16 protein-coding genes are annotated in these 16,545 nt (G+C 46.2%); 13 read left to right on the top strand and 3 right to left on the bottom strand.

Annotated elements, in window-relative coordinates:
* Nucleotides 1–39 precede the first annotated feature (39 nt).
* The 8 genes from AC6I2O_RS07990 (at nucleotide 40) to AC6I2O_RS07955 (ending at nucleotide 7,239) form a co-directional block, all read left to right on the top strand.
* The gene (locus tag AC6I2O_RS07990; RefSeq protein ID WP_120391290.1) at nucleotides 40–1,185 is read left to right on the top strand and encodes an ABC transporter substrate-binding protein; all 1,146 of its coding nucleotides are present in this window, start codon (nucleotides 40–42) and stop codon (nucleotides 1,183–1,185) included.
* A gap of 95 nt (nucleotides 1,186–1,280) precedes the next feature.
* Nucleotides 1,281–2,165: a branched-chain amino acid ABC transporter permease gene (locus AC6I2O_RS07985; protein WP_497742343.1), complete on the top strand. Its 885-nt coding sequence runs from the start codon at nucleotides 1,281–1,283 to the stop codon at nucleotides 2,163–2,165.
* Between the two features lie 9 nt (nucleotides 2,166–2,174).
* Nucleotides 2,175–3,227 (top strand): branched-chain amino acid ABC transporter permease, encoded by a 1,053-nt coding sequence (locus AC6I2O_RS07980; RefSeq protein WP_497742342.1) that lies wholly within the window; start codon nucleotides 2,175–2,177, stop codon nucleotides 3,225–3,227.
* A gap of 1 nt (nucleotide 3,228) precedes the next feature.
* Complete coding sequence (locus AC6I2O_RS07975) at nucleotides 3,229–3,990, top strand: ABC transporter ATP-binding protein (RefSeq protein WP_497742341.1); 762 nt, start codon at nucleotides 3,229–3,231, stop codon at nucleotides 3,988–3,990.
* A gap of 13 nt (nucleotides 3,991–4,003) precedes the next feature.
* Nucleotides 4,004–4,714, top strand: a complete 711-nt coding sequence (locus AC6I2O_RS07970) for an ABC transporter ATP-binding protein (protein WP_120391287.1) — start codon at nucleotides 4,004–4,006, stop codon at nucleotides 4,712–4,714.
* A gap of 189 nt (nucleotides 4,715–4,903) precedes the next feature.
* Nucleotides 4,904–5,545 (top strand): cytidylate kinase-like family protein, encoded by a 642-nt coding sequence (locus AC6I2O_RS07965; protein WP_120391286.1) that lies wholly within the window; start codon nucleotides 4,904–4,906, stop codon nucleotides 5,543–5,545.
* Nucleotides 5,546–5,600: 55 nt separating this feature from the next.
* The gene (locus AC6I2O_RS07960) at nucleotides 5,601–6,539 is read left to right on the top strand and encodes a GDSL-type esterase/lipase family protein (protein WP_120391285.1); all 939 of its coding nucleotides are present in this window, start codon (nucleotides 5,601–5,603) and stop codon (nucleotides 6,537–6,539) included.
* Nucleotides 6,540–6,810: 271 nt separating this feature from the next.
* Nucleotides 6,811–7,239 carry a hypothetical protein gene (locus AC6I2O_RS07955; RefSeq protein ID WP_497742340.1) on the top strand — a complete coding sequence of 143 codons (429 nt, stop codon included), beginning with the start codon at nucleotides 6,811–6,813 and terminating at the stop codon, nucleotides 7,237–7,239.
* Nucleotides 7,240–7,491: 252 nt separating this feature from the next.
* Here the strand turns inward: AC6I2O_RS07955 and AC6I2O_RS07950 are convergent, their stop codons facing one another.
* Both AC6I2O_RS07950 and AC6I2O_RS07945 read right to left on the bottom strand, forming a co-directional pair.
* Entirely contained in the window at nucleotides 7,492–8,286 is a 795-nt protein-coding gene (locus AC6I2O_RS07950; RefSeq protein ID WP_497742339.1) for a M55 family metallopeptidase, read from the bottom strand.
* Nucleotides 8,287–8,423: 137 nt separating this feature from the next.
* Nucleotides 8,424–9,806: a M20 metallopeptidase family protein gene (locus AC6I2O_RS07945; RefSeq protein ID WP_497742338.1), complete on the bottom strand. Its 1,383-nt coding sequence runs from the start codon at nucleotides 9,804–9,806 to the stop codon at nucleotides 8,424–8,426.
* Between the two features lie 263 nt (nucleotides 9,807–10,069).
* Between AC6I2O_RS07945 and AC6I2O_RS07940 the strand changes: the two genes are divergently transcribed.
* From AC6I2O_RS07940 to AC6I2O_RS07925, 4 genes are all read left to right on the top strand, one after another.
* A complete protein-coding gene (locus AC6I2O_RS07940; protein WP_497742336.1) occupies nucleotides 10,070–10,429 on the top strand; it encodes a hypothetical protein in 360 nt (119 codons plus the stop codon).
* On the top strand, nucleotides 10,383–10,814 hold the full coding sequence (locus AC6I2O_RS07935; protein ID WP_497742334.1) for an ABC transporter permease: 432 nt from the start codon (nucleotides 10,383–10,385) through the stop codon (nucleotides 10,812–10,814). Before AC6I2O_RS07940 ends, AC6I2O_RS07935 begins: the two co-directional genes overlap by 47 nt.
* Nucleotides 10,815–10,846: 32 nt before the next feature.
* Nucleotides 10,847–11,455 (top strand): ATP-binding cassette domain-containing protein, encoded by a 609-nt coding sequence (locus AC6I2O_RS07930; RefSeq protein WP_497742333.1) that lies wholly within the window; start codon nucleotides 10,847–10,849, stop codon nucleotides 11,453–11,455.
* Nucleotides 11,456–11,589: 134 nt separating this feature from the next.
* Nucleotides 11,590–12,576 (top strand): S66 peptidase family protein, encoded by a 987-nt coding sequence (locus AC6I2O_RS07925; protein WP_497742331.1) that lies wholly within the window; start codon nucleotides 11,590–11,592, stop codon nucleotides 12,574–12,576.
* Here the strand turns inward: AC6I2O_RS07925 and AC6I2O_RS07920 are convergent.
* Nucleotides 12,573–13,538 carry a LysR family transcriptional regulator gene (locus AC6I2O_RS07920; protein WP_497742330.1) on the bottom strand — a complete coding sequence of 322 codons (966 nt, stop codon included), beginning with the start codon at nucleotides 13,536–13,538 and terminating at the stop codon, nucleotides 12,573–12,575. The genes AC6I2O_RS07925 and AC6I2O_RS07920 overlap by 4 nt on opposite strands.
* A 236-nt stretch (nucleotides 13,539–13,774) precedes the next feature.
* Here AC6I2O_RS07920 and AC6I2O_RS07915 point away from each other — a divergent pair, with 236 nt between their 5' ends.
* Nucleotides 13,775–16,345: an FAD-dependent oxidoreductase gene (locus tag AC6I2O_RS07915; RefSeq protein WP_497742329.1), complete on the top strand. Its 2,571-nt coding sequence runs from the start codon at nucleotides 13,775–13,777 to the stop codon at nucleotides 16,343–16,345.
* The last annotated feature ends 200 nt before the right edge of the window (nucleotides 16,346–16,545 follow it).

The raw sequence follows: 16,545 nt of genomic DNA, 5'->3' as shown, positions 1-16,545 counted from the left end.
TTGACAGCTGCACCAAGAAAAAACAGGAGGTAAGGTATTATGAAAAAATTTGTTAAAGCGGCAAGTCTTGCACTTGCATCAGCGATGCTGCTTTCCACAACAGCTTTTGCAGAAGGTGACACATTCAAGATCGGTGCGATCGGACCGATGACCGGCGGAGCGGCAGCTTACGGTACAGCCGTAATGAACGCAGCTCAGATCGCAGTAGATGAGATTAACGAAGCAGGCGGCGTAAACGGATACCAGCTTGAGCTCAATCCGCAGGATGACGAGCATGATCCGGAGAAATCTGTAAATGCATACAATACACTGAAAGACTGGGGGATGCAGCTTCTGCTGGGTACCGTTACATCCGGACCGTGTATTGCTGTTGGAGCTGAGGCAGTAAATGACAATATGTTCCTGCTTACACCGTCAGGTTCTGCAGTTGACTGTATTACAGCAGGCGATAATGAATTCCGTGTATGTTTCTCTGATCCAGATCAGGGTGCTGCATCTGCAAAATACATCGGCGAGCACAATCTTGCAAGCAAAGTAGCAGCTATCTATGACAGCTCAGACGTATATTCTTCCGGTATCTATGCAACCTTCAAGGCAGAGGCAGCAAATCAGCCGTTCGAAATCGTTGCTGAGGAAGCATTTACAGCTGACAGCAAGACAGATTTTACAGTACAGCTTCAGAAGGCAAAAGATGCAGGCGCTGAGCTTGTATACCTTCCGTTCTACTACAACGAGGCTTCCCTCGTACTGACACAGGCAGCATCCATGGATTTCGCTCCGATCTTCTTCGGTGTGGACGGCATGGACGGTATCCTTTCTGTAAAAGGATTTGATACTTCTCTGGCAGAAGGCGTTATGCTGCTGACACCGTTCTCTGCAGATGCACAGGACGATCTGACTGTAAACTTTGTAACAAAATATCAGGAAATGTATAAAGAGGTTCCGAACCAGTTCGCAGCAGACGCATACGATGGCGTTTACATCATGAAGGCAGCTCTTGAGGCAGCCGGCGCTACTCCGGATATGGAAGCAAGCGATCTGTGCGACGTTATGAAAACTGCAATGACAGAGATTACCGTTGACGGTCTTACCGGCGCAGGCATGACTTGGAATGCAAGCGGCGAACCGACAAAGGCTCCGAAGGCAGTAGTAATTGAAAACGGTGCTTACAAAGGAATGGAGTAATACAGCGTTTTCAGACCTGTTAATTAGTTGACCTGGCAGGGGGTTGCAAAGGCAACCCCCTGTTTTAGAATGTGTGACAAGATTTGAGGTGTCCTATGAGTTTTTTATCGTATTTGATTAACGGCATCAGCCTCGGCAGTGTATATGCCATAATCGCATTGGGTTATACCATGGTTTACGGTATCGCCAAGATGCTGAATTTCGCCCACGGAGATGTCATTATGGTGGGAGGATATGCAGCTCTTACCATGATGTTAAGTTACAGTGCGAATCCATTCGTTGCGGTTCTTGTAGCGATTGTGGTATGTACAGTGCTGGGTATTACGATTGAAGCAATCGCATACCGTCCTCTGCGTGGAGCGGCTTCTCCGCTGGCAGTTCTGATTACAGCAATCGGTGTCAGCTATTTCCTGCAGAATATTGTGCTTCTCATTTTTGGTTCCAATCCGAAGAATTTTCAGTCTGTCGTTCCGCTTCCGGATTTGAAGCTGGCGGACGGAGCGCTGATGATTACGGGAGAGACGATTGTTACAATTATTAGCTGTATCGTAATCATGATAGCTCTGACTACCTTTATCAATAAGACGAAGGCAGGCCAGGCTATGTTGGCGGTATCAGAGGACAGAGGCGCAGCGCAGCTGATGGGGATTAATGTAAATGGAACAATTGCCCTGACGTTTGCGATTGGCTCTGGATTGGCTGCTGTAGCAGGCGTCCTGCTGTGTTCCTCCTATCCTTCCCTGTCGCCGTATACAGGTTCCATGCCTGGCATCAAAGCGTTTGTTGCTGCTGTATTTGGCGGAATCGGTTCGATTCCGGGGGCAATGATCGGCGGAATTCTGCTTGGCATTATCGAGATTCTCGGCAAGGCATATATTTCTTCACAGCTCGCAGATGCGATCGTGTTTGCTGTTTTGATTGTTGTGCTTCTTGTGAAACCTACAGGCTTGCTTGGCAAACAGATTCGGGAGAAAGTGTAGGTGAACATAATGAAAAAAAATAAAAATCTGAGAAGTAATCTGATAACATACGGAATTGTAATCGCGGCGTATATTTTTGTGCAGATTTTGCAGAACACAGGCAACCTCTCCAGTTTGATGAAGGGACTGCTTGTTCCGATCTGCGTATACGTGATTCTGGCAGTTTCTCTGAATCTGGTGGTTGGTATTTCAGGCGAGCTGAGTCTGGGGCATGCCGGATTTATGTGTGTCGGTGCGTTTGCAAGCGCATTTTTTTCCAAGGCAACGGCGGATGTGATTGCAAATACAGGGGTAAGGTTTTTTATAGCCATCTTGATCGGTGCGGCAGTGGCGGGCGTATTTGGTATCCTGATTGGAATTCCGGTGCTTCGTCTGCGCGGCGACTATCTTGCGATTGTCACCCTGGCATTTGGTGAGATTATTAAAAATGTCATTAATGTATTTTATATTGGAAAAGACAGTAACGGCTTCCATTTTTCCATGAAAGATCAGTTTTCACTTGGAATGGAAGTGGACGGTGTGATACTGTTGAACGGTCCGCAGGGGATTACGGGCGTGACCAAAAGTTCGACGTTTCTGATCGGTATTATTCTGATTTTAGTGACTTTGTTTATTGTGCTGAATCTGATTGATTCCAGGGATGGTCGTGCAATTAAGTCTATCCGTGACAACCGGATTGCCGCAGAATCAATTGGTATTAATATTACAAAGTATAAGCTGATGGCGTTTACTGTTTCCGCAGCTCTGGCCGGTGTGGCAGGCGCTTTGTATTCCCATAATCTGGCAACGCTGCAGGCATCCAAGTTTAATTTCAATACGTCCATTCTGGCTCTTGTATTTGTTGTGCTTGGCGGTATCGGAAATATCAGAGGTTCTGTGATTGCTGCGGTTGTACTGACAGCTTTGCCGGAAATGTTGCGTGGACTGGCAGATTACCGTATGCTGATTTATGCAATCGTGCTTATTGTTATGATGCTCTTTAACTGGGCACCGAAGGCGCTTGAATGGCGGGAACGCTATCTGGGTCGTTTTTTCAAAAAGTCTGTGAAGGAGGGCGAGTAAGATGGCAGTAATGTTGGAAGTAAAAAATCTCGGAATCTCTTTCGGTGGACTTCGTGCAGTAAATGCGTTTGATCTGACGATTGAAAAAGGAAGGCTTTACGGTTTGATTGGACCAAACGGCGCCGGAAAGACGACGGTATTCAATTTGCTGACCGGCGTTTATAAGCCAAGCGAGGGCAGCGTTACCTTGGACGGACAGGATATCACAGGCCGGCCGACCATAGAGATCAATAAAGCCGGGATTGCAAGAACATTCCAGAATATCCGTCTGTTTAAAGGGATGTCTGTGCTGGATAACGTAAAGGCCGGATTGCACAATCATCATAAATATTCGACCTTTGCCGGCATTTTCCGGACACCGGCGTATCGCAGGATAGAAAAGGAAATGAACGAGAGGGCGATGGAGCTTTTGAAGGTGTTTGATCTGGATAGCAGCGCAGACTATCTGGCGTGTAATCTTCCGTATGGAAAACAGCGTAAGCTTGAGATCGCGCGGGCACTGGCTACAGAACCGAAGCTCCTTCTGCTTGACGAGCCGGCTGCCGGCATGAATCCGAATGAGACGAAAGAGCTGATGAATACGATCCATTTCGTCCGCGATAATTTTGACATGACAATTTTGTTGATTGAGCATGATATGAAGCTTGTATCCGGTATTTGTGAAGAGCTGACTGTGCTGAACTTCGGTGAAGTGCTCTGTCAGGGAAAGACGACGGACGTTCTTTCAAATCCGCAGGTTATTACGGCATATCTTGGGGAATAGGAGGAAAAGAACGATGGCAATGCTTGAAGTAAAAGATCTGGAAGTTTATTATGGTATGATTCAGGCGATCAGGGGAATTTCCTTCGAGGTAAACGAGGGCGAAATTGTTTCGCTGATCGGAGCCAACGGCGCGGGGAAGACAACAATCCTGCATACGATCACGGGTCTTCTTTCTCCGAAGAAAGGAAGTGTTCTGTTTGAGGGGAAAGAGATCACAAAGATTCCGGCGCACAAAATCGTAAGCCTTGGAATGGCTCATGTGCCGGAGGGGCGTCGTGTATTTGCACAGCTTTCCGTGTATCAGAACCTGAAAATGGGAGCATATACAAGAAAAGACAAGGATGAGCTGGAAAAAACGCTGGAAACAGTGTACAAACGTTTTCCGCGTTTGGAAGAGCGAAAAAATCAGCTTGCAGGGACACTTTCCGGAGGTGAACAGCAGATGCTGGCAATGGGGCGTGCACTGATGTCGCATCCTCGTATTATCCTGATGGATGAGCCTTCGATGGGTCTTTCGCCGATTCTCGTAAATGAGATCTTTGATATTATTCAGAGTGTAAGTGCCAGTGGCACGACGGTTCTGCTTGTAGAGCAGAATGCAAAGAAAGCGCTTTCGATTGCAGATCGCGCGTACGTGCTGGAGACTGGGAATATCGTCATGACGGGAGATGCGAAGGAATTGATGAATGATGATTCGATCAAGAAAGCGTATCTCGGCGAGTAGTCAAAAAGTTTCTAAAAAGTTACTGCAAAAACTAATTTATTTTGCGGAAAAGAAATGTATTTTGTATTTGCCGGGTAAAGGTAGTTGTGATATAATGGAAAAAAGCGGGCACCGCGCAGAAGCTCTGCGGCGGTGCTTTGTAGTCTCGAAAGAATTGCTTATTAAAAATAATCAGGGGAGGAGTGTTTTATGGGGAATGTCATTGTGACCATCGCGAGGCATTTCGGCAGCGGTGGTAAGACAGTTGGGGAGATGCTGGCGAAGGATCTCGGGATCAACTGCTATGAGAAGCAGATTATCAAGATGGCGTCAGAAGAAAGTGGGATTAATGAGGCGTTGTTTAATCAGGCTGATGAGAAGCTGAAACGGACGCCGCTTTTCTTCGGAAAGAGCAAACAGCCGGAGTATACAGGGAAGCTGATTGCTCCGGACAGTGATGAGTTTGTCAGTGATCACAATCTTTTTAACTACCAGGCAAAGGTGATCCGGGAGCTGGCAGAGCGAGAGTCCTGTGTGATTATTGGACGTGCCGCAGATTTTGTGCTGAAGGATCATCCGAATGTGGTCAGCGTTTTTGTACACGCATCGAAGGAGTATTGTGTACAGCAGGCGGTAGAACGACGGGCTTACACGGGAAGGGACGTGGAAAAGTTCGTAGAAAAAACGGATAAATACCGCAGTGATTTTTACCGCTATTATACAGGACAGGAGTGGACGGACGCAAGAAATTACGATTTATGCCTGAACAGTGAGCGGCTTGGTTTTGAGGGGACGATGGAGGCGATTGAAGCGTATATCAAGGTGCGTTTTGGGAAGCTTCCGAACGAGTGATTCACGGAACGTACAGTATTAAATAAGAGGAACAAAGGGGAGCAAAGGAAGAGAGATGGATTACACAAAGAGGACAAAACGCAGGCTTAGGACAGGAATTTTTCTGCTGATGCTGTTTTGTGCAATGAATATTTTTACCTTTACATCGGGGGCGGCCACAAAGAAAATACAGCTGAATAAAACAAAGGTTTCCACAACCGTGGATCGAGTCGTGCAGCTTCGTCTTAAGAATGCGAATGGAACTGTTACATGGAAATCTTCAGATCGGTCAGTAGCCACAGTTTCCAAGAGTGGAAAGGTACTGGCACTTTCAAAAGGCACTTGTAAAATTTCAGCGAAATATAAAGGGAAAACGTATCGTTGTACAGTCAAGGTTTATAAAGCGACGAAAAGTTATCTTCCGTCAGAATTGAGGAAACAGTTTACCGTTTCTAAGAATCAGGATAAGGTGATTCTTGCAGGAAGTTCGTCTATTGAATTTTGGAAGAGTGCATCTTCTGCATTGTCACCATATGAGGTCATGAATATGGGCGTGGCTGGAACGACGGTTTCTGACTGGGAGAAGCTTTATTCAAGTCTGATTGTGCGCTACAACCCAAAAGCAATCGTGTTGTATGTCGGTTCGAACGATATCGGAAACGGGTGCGATGGTCTGAGCGGATATCAGACAGCAAAGCAGACACAGAAATTGATTCGAAAGTTGCAGAAAAAGCTGCCAGATACGCAGATTTATTATGTTTCAATTTGTCCGACGCTGCGGCGTTGCAATGCATGGGATGATATTGAAAGCTGTAACCGAAGAATGGAAGCGTATTGTGCTGGGAAGAAGAATCTGCACTATATTGACCTGGAATCTTATTACTGGCAGGGAGATAGACTGAGACCTAGTTTATATGCGGATGATGATCTTCATCCAAGTACAAAGGCATACCAGATTTGGGGAAAGGTGATTAAGTCTGCGCTTCGCAAAGGAAAAACAACGAAGAGTAAATAGTATTCAGTTATTTACAGTGTAAAGTATTTCATAATAATAAGTGATTAAAACAAAGATACCGTATTATCATCCGATGGGATGAAGTACGGTATCTTTTTTGATTTGGAGGAGACTGTTCCGAGAAGATAGCGATAATATTTGATCAGTGCCTGCAAAGGGTCTGATTAACCGATTGTGATTTCGTGAATAGAAAAAAACATTGACCAATTACAAACAATATGATACAGTATATATAATATATGAGTATAATCATAAAATGTATGAGGAGAACATGAGGGAGATGCAAAATAAAAAGAAGTGGAAAAAATTGGACTTGACAAAGGAGATACCATCTACACACGGCAGCAGTTATTTACTTGCACGGGATGCGAAGTTGGAAGAGTGCCAAAAGGATATCTTGTATGAGTTGCTTGGCCCTGTCTTTTTTGGAAAAAAGGCAGCGGAGACGGAAGAAGAGCTGGCGGCTTTTTTTGGTGAACAGTACGGAATTGACGTACGCGGTGATTTTTATGAAGGGGATGAACATTATGAGGATTACCGGGAGGCGCAGCAGGCGATCGCGGAAGGGATGGTTGTCTATGAAGGCAGTATCGAATTTGATGAGAATGTGCTGGCAGAACTTGCCGAACAGCTCTGGGACAGGATGGAACAGCAGAGAAAGAGCAGTTTCCGAAAGATCAACACACTGCTGGAAGAGTAAAAATCAACAAATGTTCAAATATACAGTCAATCGCTGCATAAAAAAGATACCATATAAGGTTATGAAGCGTTTTCGCGGATCATAATTATATATGATATCTTTCCTTCCAAATGTGGAAGTCATCACCTGTAAAGAGGCTGAGTCTAGGTCTTTTCGTGACTTTTGCATACCACGGTGATGTACGATTGTTTTTGTTGCTGTTTGTAGGACCAAGCGTCAACAGACGGATGGAAGCAACCTGAATAGGGCAATTTACAGGATAAACATCCGCGCAGCAGCCACTTCTTTGACACTGTTTCCGGTAAATTCTACCGTGTAGGGACCGGTCTGTTTTACGCCAGGATAGAAGCTGGCGCGGCGGGCGCAGGCGTGGTCTTTATAACAGATTTCCATGGTCAGAGTTTCAGGAAGTTCCAGATGGCATTGGTCTCTGTGCAAGATGGCGTCGCAGGCTGCACTACGTATTTGCCGACAGGCTTCCTCAGGGGTGATGCTGATTGTGGCGTAACCAAGTCCTTTTTTGACTGGGACGGTACGGATGGAGGAATCCCACGTATGTACATGTTCGCATAGTGCTTCGTCTCCACTTAGGAATACAGACGGGATTCCGAGTTCTGCGGCATACAGTGCATGCATGAGGAATTCACTGCAAAGCTGTCCATTAAATTTAACGTAGTTGTTGCCACGATTCATGGTATGGCTGAGTGGATTGCCATCCATGCCTGCCGGGCTGTGGTAGCCAACAAAAAGCAGGGCATCAAATGAGGAATCAATTCCTCCGATCATGGATTCCGGACTGTTCGTCCAGTCACGGATAAAACGGCACTGTGCAGGGAAACCGGTGATGTCCATATTGCGACCGCTGTCATGGGCGTCTTTGATATAAACTTCACTGGCTCCGGCATCGACTGCGCCAAGGGCTGCGGCCAGAGCCTCCTGTTTCATTTGTTCTGCTACGGCGCGGTGTTCCAGGTCTCCGAGATTCGTAGATTCCCAGGAGGTCGAGCCGGTAAGTCCCTCCAGGTCAACGCTGATGTAAACTTTCATAGTACAATGTCCTTTCTTTTGAGATTCTATCAGGATTTGTGAAATCCTATTTATGGTTTACACAAATGAGTTACCGTTTTTTATGCCGAAATATTGTGGCTTTTATTTTATTTTGAATTAATGATCTTTGTGAACCTTTAAGATAAGTTATTTTCAGGCTCAGGCAGAGTATACTCAAGCAGGCGGCGTGTCAATGTGTATTGCAGCAGTACACCTACTTTCAGACAGTCATCATCCACTTCAAACTGTGCTGTGTGAAGCGGGTAGATTTCCCTTTGTCCTGGTTTGGTACAGCCGAGATGATAGAAAACTCCGGCTTTTGCCGCTTCCTGAAAAAAGGAGAAGTCTTCAACGCCAAGACTGGGGTATTCTTTATAAAAAATATTTTCTTTGCCAAGTATTCTGGCTGCATTTTCTTCTACCAGTGCAGTCAGTGTATCGTCGTTGATTAATGCGTCATAACCGGAATGAAAGGTGACCTCTGCCCGGCCGCCGTATGCAGCAGAGATTGCGACAGCCTGTGTGCGGATATACTGTTTGGCAGCTTCGCGTGTTTGCGGATCGAGCGTGCGCAGAGTTCCGTATAACGCGACGTGATCACAGATAATGTTTCCGGCAGTTCCACCTAGGATTTTTCCGAAAGACAACACCACACTGTTTAGCGGAGATATCTTGCGGCTAACGAGAGACTGTAGGGATAAAACGAGATGCGATGCTATCACGACTGCATCGATTCCCTGATCCGGATAGGCGCCGTGGGCTCCACTTCCGTAAACATCAATGAGTACTTCATCGCTTGAGGCATTCATTTTACCATATTTGACTTCGATCTGTCCGGTATGATATTGCGGCATAACGTGAAGCCCCGCCACATAGTCAACGGTTGGCTGTTCCATACAACCGGCCTGAATCATACGCTGCGCGCCGCCAATGGTTTCTTCTGCGGGCTGGAAGAACAGTTTTACGGTTCCGTTCCATTCGTCTTGATGAAGCTGTAACAGACGTGCCGTTCCAAGCAAGATTGCGGTATGTGCATCATGACCGCAGGCATGCATCATTCCGGGATTTGCTGAGTGGCAAATATGCGTTTGCGGTTCTTGAATTGGCAGTGCGTCAATATCTGCCCGAAGTCCAATCACACGGCCATATGTGTGAGAGCTAGAAGAAAGAGCTTCGGGGCATTTTCCGGTTAACTCGGCAAGGATACCCGTATCAGCAATCATACGGTATGGGATGCCCCATTTTTCGAGGCAGTCGGTAATGATTTTGTCGGTAATAAATTCCTGAGTGCCTCTTTCAGGATGCTCATGTAAGGTATGGCGGAGTTGAAGAAGTTCGGGGAAAAGCGATTCAATTTCCTGTCTGATTTGTTCCATGATTTTGCAAACCTCCGGAATTTTTATAGGATGTTTCGAGGTATTCCAGTATACTCGTAAAGCGGCAAAGTTGTGCTTCATTAGAAGCGACATCAGGTGGAACAAGATGAGAAAAATTGCCTCTGCACAATGGCTCTTTTTCATCCATCGTCTTCTAACAGCCTTTACAGGAAATACAAAGGTTTGTGTGAACAGTAATCATCTTAAAACATTTCAGGCAAAATAACAATAAAAACATTGGCAGCTCCTGAACCCTTTAAAATATATATAATCGGACGAAGGCTGCCAGAATATCGGCGCCCCTTTTTGGTAGGATTGGGATATAGGTTTTATCATAGAAATGTTCTGACGGCGGGATTTTTTTCATAATTATTTCACAATTACCTGTGGTAGAAAAGGTGGGGAATATGGTTTGTTACATATTTAAGCGTGTCATTGCTGGGTTCTTCTCTCTATTTATGCTGATTACATTGACATTTTTTCTGATGCATGTGATTCCGGGAGGCCCTTTCAGTCCGGAACAGTATCGCAAAGTTCCAGCGGAAGTGCTGGAAAATATCCAGGATCAGTATGGGCTCAATGATCCGCTTCCTGTGCAGTATGGAAATTATCTGAATAATCTGGCGGATGGGATTTCGATGGTGATCGCAACAATAGATGTTTCCGTGCCCAGTTTTGTACTCTGTGTGCTGGCCATGTTATATTCTTCCAGTGGGATGTATGATCTTCGGGCAGGTTGCGTACATTACACGTTTGATGCGTTCTAATATGCTGGAAACGATGCGGCAGGATTTTATCCGGACAGAACGCAGCAAGGGAATTCTGGAAATTGCTGTGATCACAAAATATGCGCTGAAGAATTCTATTCTTCCTGTAATCACATACGTCGGACCAATGGTGGCAGCGCTGATGACAGGTACGTTTTTGATTCCGTCCGCTATCTTTGAGGAAGCATTTTTAAGCTTCCTCAGAATCGGTATTCAGGTGCCAAAGGCAAGTTGGGGTACGATGTGTAACGATGCGATCCAGTATCTGACGCAGCAGCCCTGGCTGATGATTTTTCCGGCTTTGGCGATCAGCATTACAATCTTTGCTTTTAATTTTATCGGGGATGGGCTACGGGATGCGCTGGACCCAAGGATTAACAAATAATAGAATATAATGGAAAAATCGGAGAATAGGTTATGGCAGACAGTCAAGATTCCAGAATAAAAGTTGACAGGACGCAAGGAGAAGGGACGTCTGTGCTCCTGGATATTAAAAATTTGAGAACGACATTTGGCACAATATCAGGTGATGTGCAGGCGGTCAGGGGGATTTTTGAAAAGAAGCGCTTTTTGAAAGCTGTGGATGGTGTAAGCTTTTCCATCGAAACAGGAACCACGATGGGCCTGGTAGGTGAGAGTGGTTGTGGGAAAACGACGTTGGGCCGGGCACTGCTCAGGCTGTATGATATCGAAGAAGGGGGGAAAATCTTTTTTGACGGAACGGATATCAGCCATTTGAATGATCAGCAGATGCGTTCGTATCGAAAACGAATGCAGATGATTTTCCAAGATCCGTATACGAGCCTTGATCCGAGAAAAACGGTAGGAGCGACTATTGGGGAACCGCTGGAAGCACTTGACATCATGCAGGGCAAGGCTGCACAGGTGGATGAGCTTTATGAACACATGCTGCATCCATATACGCAGTGCCTGAAAATCTGTGAACAGAAAAAACCAGAGCTGAAAAAAATCAATAAAGAGCATTATGTGGCGTGTCATCTTTATGGTGAGGCATTGTCGGAGTAAATCTCAGGTAGATAGCCGGCGGATTTCCGGCGGTTATGTATAGTTATTGAACGGTTTACAGTGCCCTCAATTGTATCAAAAAGAAGACTGGCTTTGCGCTTTGCAGTTGGAAATGTGTATGCAGGCAGTGAGAAGTGGATAGTAAATATAGAGAGAAAGAAGGAGCGACGATGGTTCAAAAAGCGCTGCGGATGCCGAAACGAATCAGAAAAGGCGATACGCTGGGGGTGGTTGCGCCGAGTATGCCCGTGAAACCGGAGGAAAAAGAGGCGTTAGTTGCATATCTGGAGGAAGCAGGTTATAAAGTCAGACTGGGAAGAACGGTGGATGAACTGCTAAGTTTTCACGGTTTTATGGCTGGAGATGGAAACGTGCGGGCGAAAGAGATAAACAGCATGTTTGCAGATCCAGAGGTGGACGGAATTATCTGCGCAAGAGGCGGATACGGCAGCTGCCATACGATGGAATATCTCGATCTGGACATGATTCGGGCACATCCGAAGGTATTTATCGGTTTCAGTGATGCAACACATTTTCACTCTATTTTCAACAAATTCTGTAATTTTGTAACGTTTCACGGGCCGATGATAATCAGCAATATGCTGAAAGGGTTTGATGATTACAGCAGAAGCAGTCTGAACAGAGCGCTTGACCTCTGCGGGACAGAATCAGCGTATGATTTTTATAATCCTGAAGAAGATCCTATGTATATGCTGCATCCGGGACAGGCGGCAGGAATAATCACGGGAGGAAATCTAACGCTGCTGGCAAATTCGGCAGGTACCTTTTTCCAGCCGGAAACAAAGGGGAAGATTCTGTTTCTGGAGGATGTAGAGGAGAGCATTCCTGTGCTGGACCGTATGATTACACAGATTGAGCAGGCCGGTATGACGAAAGCGGTCGGCGGTATTTTGCTTGGGAATTTTGCGGATTGCAGCAACGAACGATATGATGCCAGCTATGAGATTACGCAGTTCCTAAAGGATCGTTTTTCTGGGTATCGGGTACCGGTAATTGCAAATGTGTGCAGCGGTCACAGCCGCCCAATGGGGACGATTCCGATGGGAACAATCTGTACAATGGATGCCGATCGGTGCAGAATCTGTTTTTCGGTGTATTAATCATCTTTAAAGATACAGGATGGGATTTCATCCGGAAGATTCAGGGTTCGGTAGCGTTCCAGTACGGTACGCAGATTTTCGATGCTTGGTGAGGATGGGGTGCTGCCTGTGGGACGGCAGAGATTCTGCGTGGTATCCGTTCCTTTTTTGCGATAAACCAGCTTAAAACAGCGTTCCCATTCTCCTGTTTCGTAACGGAAAATTTTCAGGGACTGCTGGCGGCATTCATGTTTGATCAGCCTTTCCGACATAACGGCAAGGGCATTGTTGTGGATCACGGCATTTATGATTGTGCGGGGGCAATTTGCCTCCCAGGCCACCTGTATGTGAATGTTGTGGGCAGACAGATATTGTTCAAATAATTTCCGTGTACCGCTGCCTTTTTCACGTATGGCAAATCTACGGCCTTCCAATTCGGAGGCATATATTGTATTTTTTCCATAGAATTCATGATTTTTTCCGCAGACAAGAACGAGAGAATCTTCTACTACCGGGAGGACAGACAGCTCGGGAGATTCAATGATGCCTTCCACCACTGCGACATCCAATTCGTGCCGGAGCAATTTTTGCTCGATTTCTGTCGTGTTGCTGACAAAAGAATAGATTTCTATTTTGGGATAAGCCTTCTCCATATCTGTAATTACGTTTGACATCAGGCAGGTCCCGACGGTTAAAGATGAGCCGATGCGCAGGGGTGTCCGCTCCTGAAAATGCTGCATAGACCGTTCAAGACTGTCAAAAGTACCGACGGTCATGAGGGCGAGATTAAGCAGCTGGCGACCTTCGTCCGTGATAAACAGCTTTTTATGAAACCGTTCAAACAGCTGTACATGATAATGGTCTTCCAGATCACGGATTGCCTGGCTGACTGTTGGCTGAGTCAGATAAAGCCGGTTGGCGGCGGCACTCATGGAGCCGGTTTCTGCCACGGCGATAAATATTTTTAGATGTCGGATTGTCATGTCTGTTTTCCTCATAAAATAGTAGTGTATGGATGGTAGCATTTGAGTTTTTGAAGCCATAACGCTGTTTTTGTATTGTAATTGAGCGTCTGATCTTTCATCATATATAGATTTTTTCGATATGATAGATTATATTTTACGATTTTCTTTTATGGATCGCAAGTATTATAATGGGAGAAAAGCAAATGAAGTACGAGGGCGTACATAAGCACGAGCAGGAAAGGAGAAAAAATGGTATGAAATATGTGATTCTTGGCGGCGTAGCCGCAGGGACAAAAGCGGCTGCCAAATTAAAGCGCTGTGACCGGAACGCAGTGGTAAAAGTGTACACAAAGGGGGAGGATATTTCCTATGCTGGTTGTGGGCTTCCCTATTACATAGGCGGGGACATTCCTTCCAGGGAAGGGCTGATTGTCAATACACCGCAGAAATATGCCGGGCTGACAGGGGCGGAAATTTTTACAGGCTGTGAGGCGACGGAGATTGACAGTACAGACAAGACCGTCTGTCTGAAGAAAGTTTCCGGTGAAACTTTTACAGAAACATATGACAAGCTGATCATCGCTACCGGTGCAACGCCGTTTGCACCGCCTGTGGATGGGGTGCAGCTTCCGGGTGTGTTCTGCGTACGTACACCGGATGATGCTGTGGCTGTTCGTGCTTATGTGGAAGAAAAAAAGTGTCGTAAAGCTGTTGTGTGCGGGGCAGGTTTTATCGGACTTGAGGTGGCAGAAAATCTGATGGCACAGGGAATGGAAGTGACAGTGATTGATGCAGCGCCTCAGATTATGCCGAATGCGTACGATGAAGAGATGGCAGATTACGCGAAAAAACAGTTGAAAGCAGCAGGAATGCGTGTTCTGACTTCTACAAGTCTCAAAAGCATCATGGGAACCGAACGGGCGGAAAAGGTGATTACTGAGAACGGGGTGTTGGCGGCTGATCTTGTGATTCTGGCGATCGGTGTGCGGCCGGCAACTGCATTTCTGGCAAATTCCGGACTTGAGATGTTTAAAGGTACGATTCTGGTGGATGGGCAGATGAAGACGAATCTGCCGGATATTTACGCAGTCGGAGACTGCGCAATGGTGAAAAATGCGTTGACCGGCCAGGCACAGTGGTCTGCGATGGGATCTACGGCAAATCTGGCAGCCCGCGCGATGGCGAAAGCTATGACTGGCGCTGGAAATGGATATGGCGGCTGCCTTGGAACCGGTGTGGTGCGTTTGCTTCCGAGGCTTAACGGCGGGCGTACGGGTCTTACAGAGATGCAGGCAAAGGCGGCAGGCTATGCGGTTACTTCTGTGATCTGTGTGGTGGATGACAAGGCGCATTATTATCCGGGCGCTTCTTCTTTCACGATCAAGCTGATTGCAGAGACCTCCACAAGAAAGCTGTTGGGGTTGCAGGTGTTTGGCGGCGGAGCAGTTGATAAGCTGACGGATATTGCAGTAGTGGGAATTGCGCAGGGAATGAAGCTGGATGATTTTGATACGCTTGATTTTTCTTATGCTCCGCCGTTTTCTACAGCTATTCATCCGTTTGTGACGGCATGTTATATTCTGGAAAATAAAATAGACGGTATGTTTTCTTCAATGAGTCCGGCAGAGTATGCGGCCGGCGCGGCAAAGGATTATACGGTACTTGATGTACAGCCGGTAGCGGCACTTCCGAATGCACGTTGGATTGAACTTTCCTCTGTTACGGGACCAATTGAGGGATTAGAGAAGGATGCAAAGCTGCTTCTTGTGTGTGCGAAGGGAAAAAGAGGTTACTTTTTGCAGAACCGTCTGAAAGCATATGGCTATACCAATACAAGAGTTCTGGAGGGCGGCGTATTTTTCAATGATGTAAAGGTTCCGCGTAATGGAAAGAAGCTTTCGGCGGAAGAAATTAAGCGTGTAAAAGGATTAGGATGCCTGCAAGACAAGCGGTACGAAGATGTCTTTAATGTACGTGTGATCACACGCAATGGAAAACTGACCGCAGAAGAGCAGCGAAAGGTTGCGGAGGCAGCCGAAAAGTTTGGGTCCGGTGAGGTGACAATGACAGCCCGGCTGACGCTGGAAATTCAGGGAGTGCCGTATGACAATCTCGAAGCAGTGTTTGCATTTCTCGAGGAAGCCGGCCTGGAGACCGGAGGAACTGGTTCAAAGGTACGTCCAGTGGTATCTTGTAAGGGAACAACGTGTCAGTATGGCCTGATTGATACGTTTGCGCTTTCTGAAAAGATGCACGAGCTGTACTATATTGGTTATCATGGTGTTTCTCTGCCGCATAAGTTCAAAATTGCAGTGGGCGGCTGTCCGAATAATTGCGTGAAGCCAGATCTGAATGACCTTGGTATTATCGGACAGAGAGTGCCGGAGATTGATCTGTCGAAATGCAAGGGCTGTAAGAAATGCCAGGTTCAGAATAATTGTCCGGTCAAGGTTGCAAAGGTGGAGGATGGAAAGATTCAGATTGCACCAGAAGCATGTAATCACTGCGGACGCTGTGTGGGAAGGTGCCCGTTTGGAGCTGTCAATGAATCAATGACTGGTTATAAGGTATATATCGGCGGACGCTGGGGTAAAAAAGTGGCTGAAGGTCGTCCGCTGGATCAGATTTTTGCGACAGAGCAAGAGGTTGTCGATGTCGTAGAACGTGCAATTCTGTTCTTCCGTGACGAGGGTATTTCCGGAGAACGTTTTGCAGACACAATTGCCAGACTGGGTTTTGATTATGTACAGGATAAATTGCTGAACAGCAAGATTGACAAGAAGCAAATTCTTGAAAAGACGGTAATCGGTGGAGCTACGTGTTAGAACATGATTGAAATTTCTGTTCGCTGTGTGCAGATCTGTTTTGCGTGATCTGTATGCACCGTGAAAGGAATTTTCTGATCACATCTGACATAACTTTATAAAAAGGAAGAGAACTGTCGTACAATACATATGTTTTGAGACAGGCAGAATTTCAGATACTCTTTTATGAAAGGATGAGGGAAAGTTTTCTATTCATAAAG

It is taken from the genome of Blautia sp. St.27G3 (assembly GCF_059728505.1).
Note: the sequence above shows the minus strand (reverse complement) of the source record. Positions and strands in the feature narration are given on the sequence as shown.

Coding starts and splice junctions, on each gene's coding strand:
- AC6I2O_RS07950 (WP_497742339.1), bottom strand. CDS start 8,286: ATGAAAGTTTACATCAGCGTTGACCTGGAGGGACTTACCGGCTCGACC.
- AC6I2O_RS07920 (WP_497742330.1), bottom strand. CDS start 13,538: ATGACAATCCGACATCTAAAAATATTTATCGCCGTGGCAGAAACCGGC.
- AC6I2O_RS07990 (WP_120391290.1), top strand. CDS start 40: ATGAAAAAATTTGTTAAAGCGGCAAGTCTTGCACTTGCATCAGCGATG.
- AC6I2O_RS07955 (WP_497742340.1), top strand. CDS start 6,811: ATGAGGGAGATGCAAAATAAAAAGAAGTGGAAAAAATTGGACTTGACA.
- AC6I2O_RS07965 (WP_120391286.1), top strand. CDS start 4,904: ATGGGGAATGTCATTGTGACCATCGCGAGGCATTTCGGCAGCGGTGGT.
- AC6I2O_RS07930 (WP_497742333.1), top strand. CDS start 10,847: ATGGCAGACAGTCAAGATTCCAGAATAAAAGTTGACAGGACGCAAGGA.
- AC6I2O_RS07970 (WP_120391287.1), top strand. CDS start 4,004: ATGGCAATGCTTGAAGTAAAAGATCTGGAAGTTTATTATGGTATGATT.
- AC6I2O_RS07975 (WP_497742341.1), top strand. CDS start 3,229: ATGGCAGTAATGTTGGAAGTAAAAAATCTCGGAATCTCTTTCGGTGGA.
- AC6I2O_RS07985 (WP_497742343.1), top strand. CDS start 1,281: ATGAGTTTTTTATCGTATTTGATTAACGGCATCAGCCTCGGCAGTGTA.
- AC6I2O_RS07935 (WP_497742334.1), top strand. CDS start 10,383: ATGATCTTCGGGCAGGTTGCGTACATTACACGTTTGATGCGTTCTAAT.
- AC6I2O_RS07980 (WP_497742342.1), top strand. CDS start 2,175: ATGAAAAAAAATAAAAATCTGAGAAGTAATCTGATAACATACGGAATT.
- AC6I2O_RS07960 (WP_120391285.1), top strand. CDS start 5,601: ATGGATTACACAAAGAGGACAAAACGCAGGCTTAGGACAGGAATTTTT.
- AC6I2O_RS07915 (WP_497742329.1), top strand. CDS start 13,775: ATGAAATATGTGATTCTTGGCGGCGTAGCCGCAGGGACAAAAGCGGCT.
- AC6I2O_RS07940 (WP_497742336.1), top strand. CDS start 10,070: ATGGTTTGTTACATATTTAAGCGTGTCATTGCTGGGTTCTTCTCTCTA.
- AC6I2O_RS07945 (WP_497742338.1), bottom strand. CDS start 9,806: ATGAAAAAGAGCCATTGTGCAGAGGCAATTTTTCTCATCTTGTTCCAC.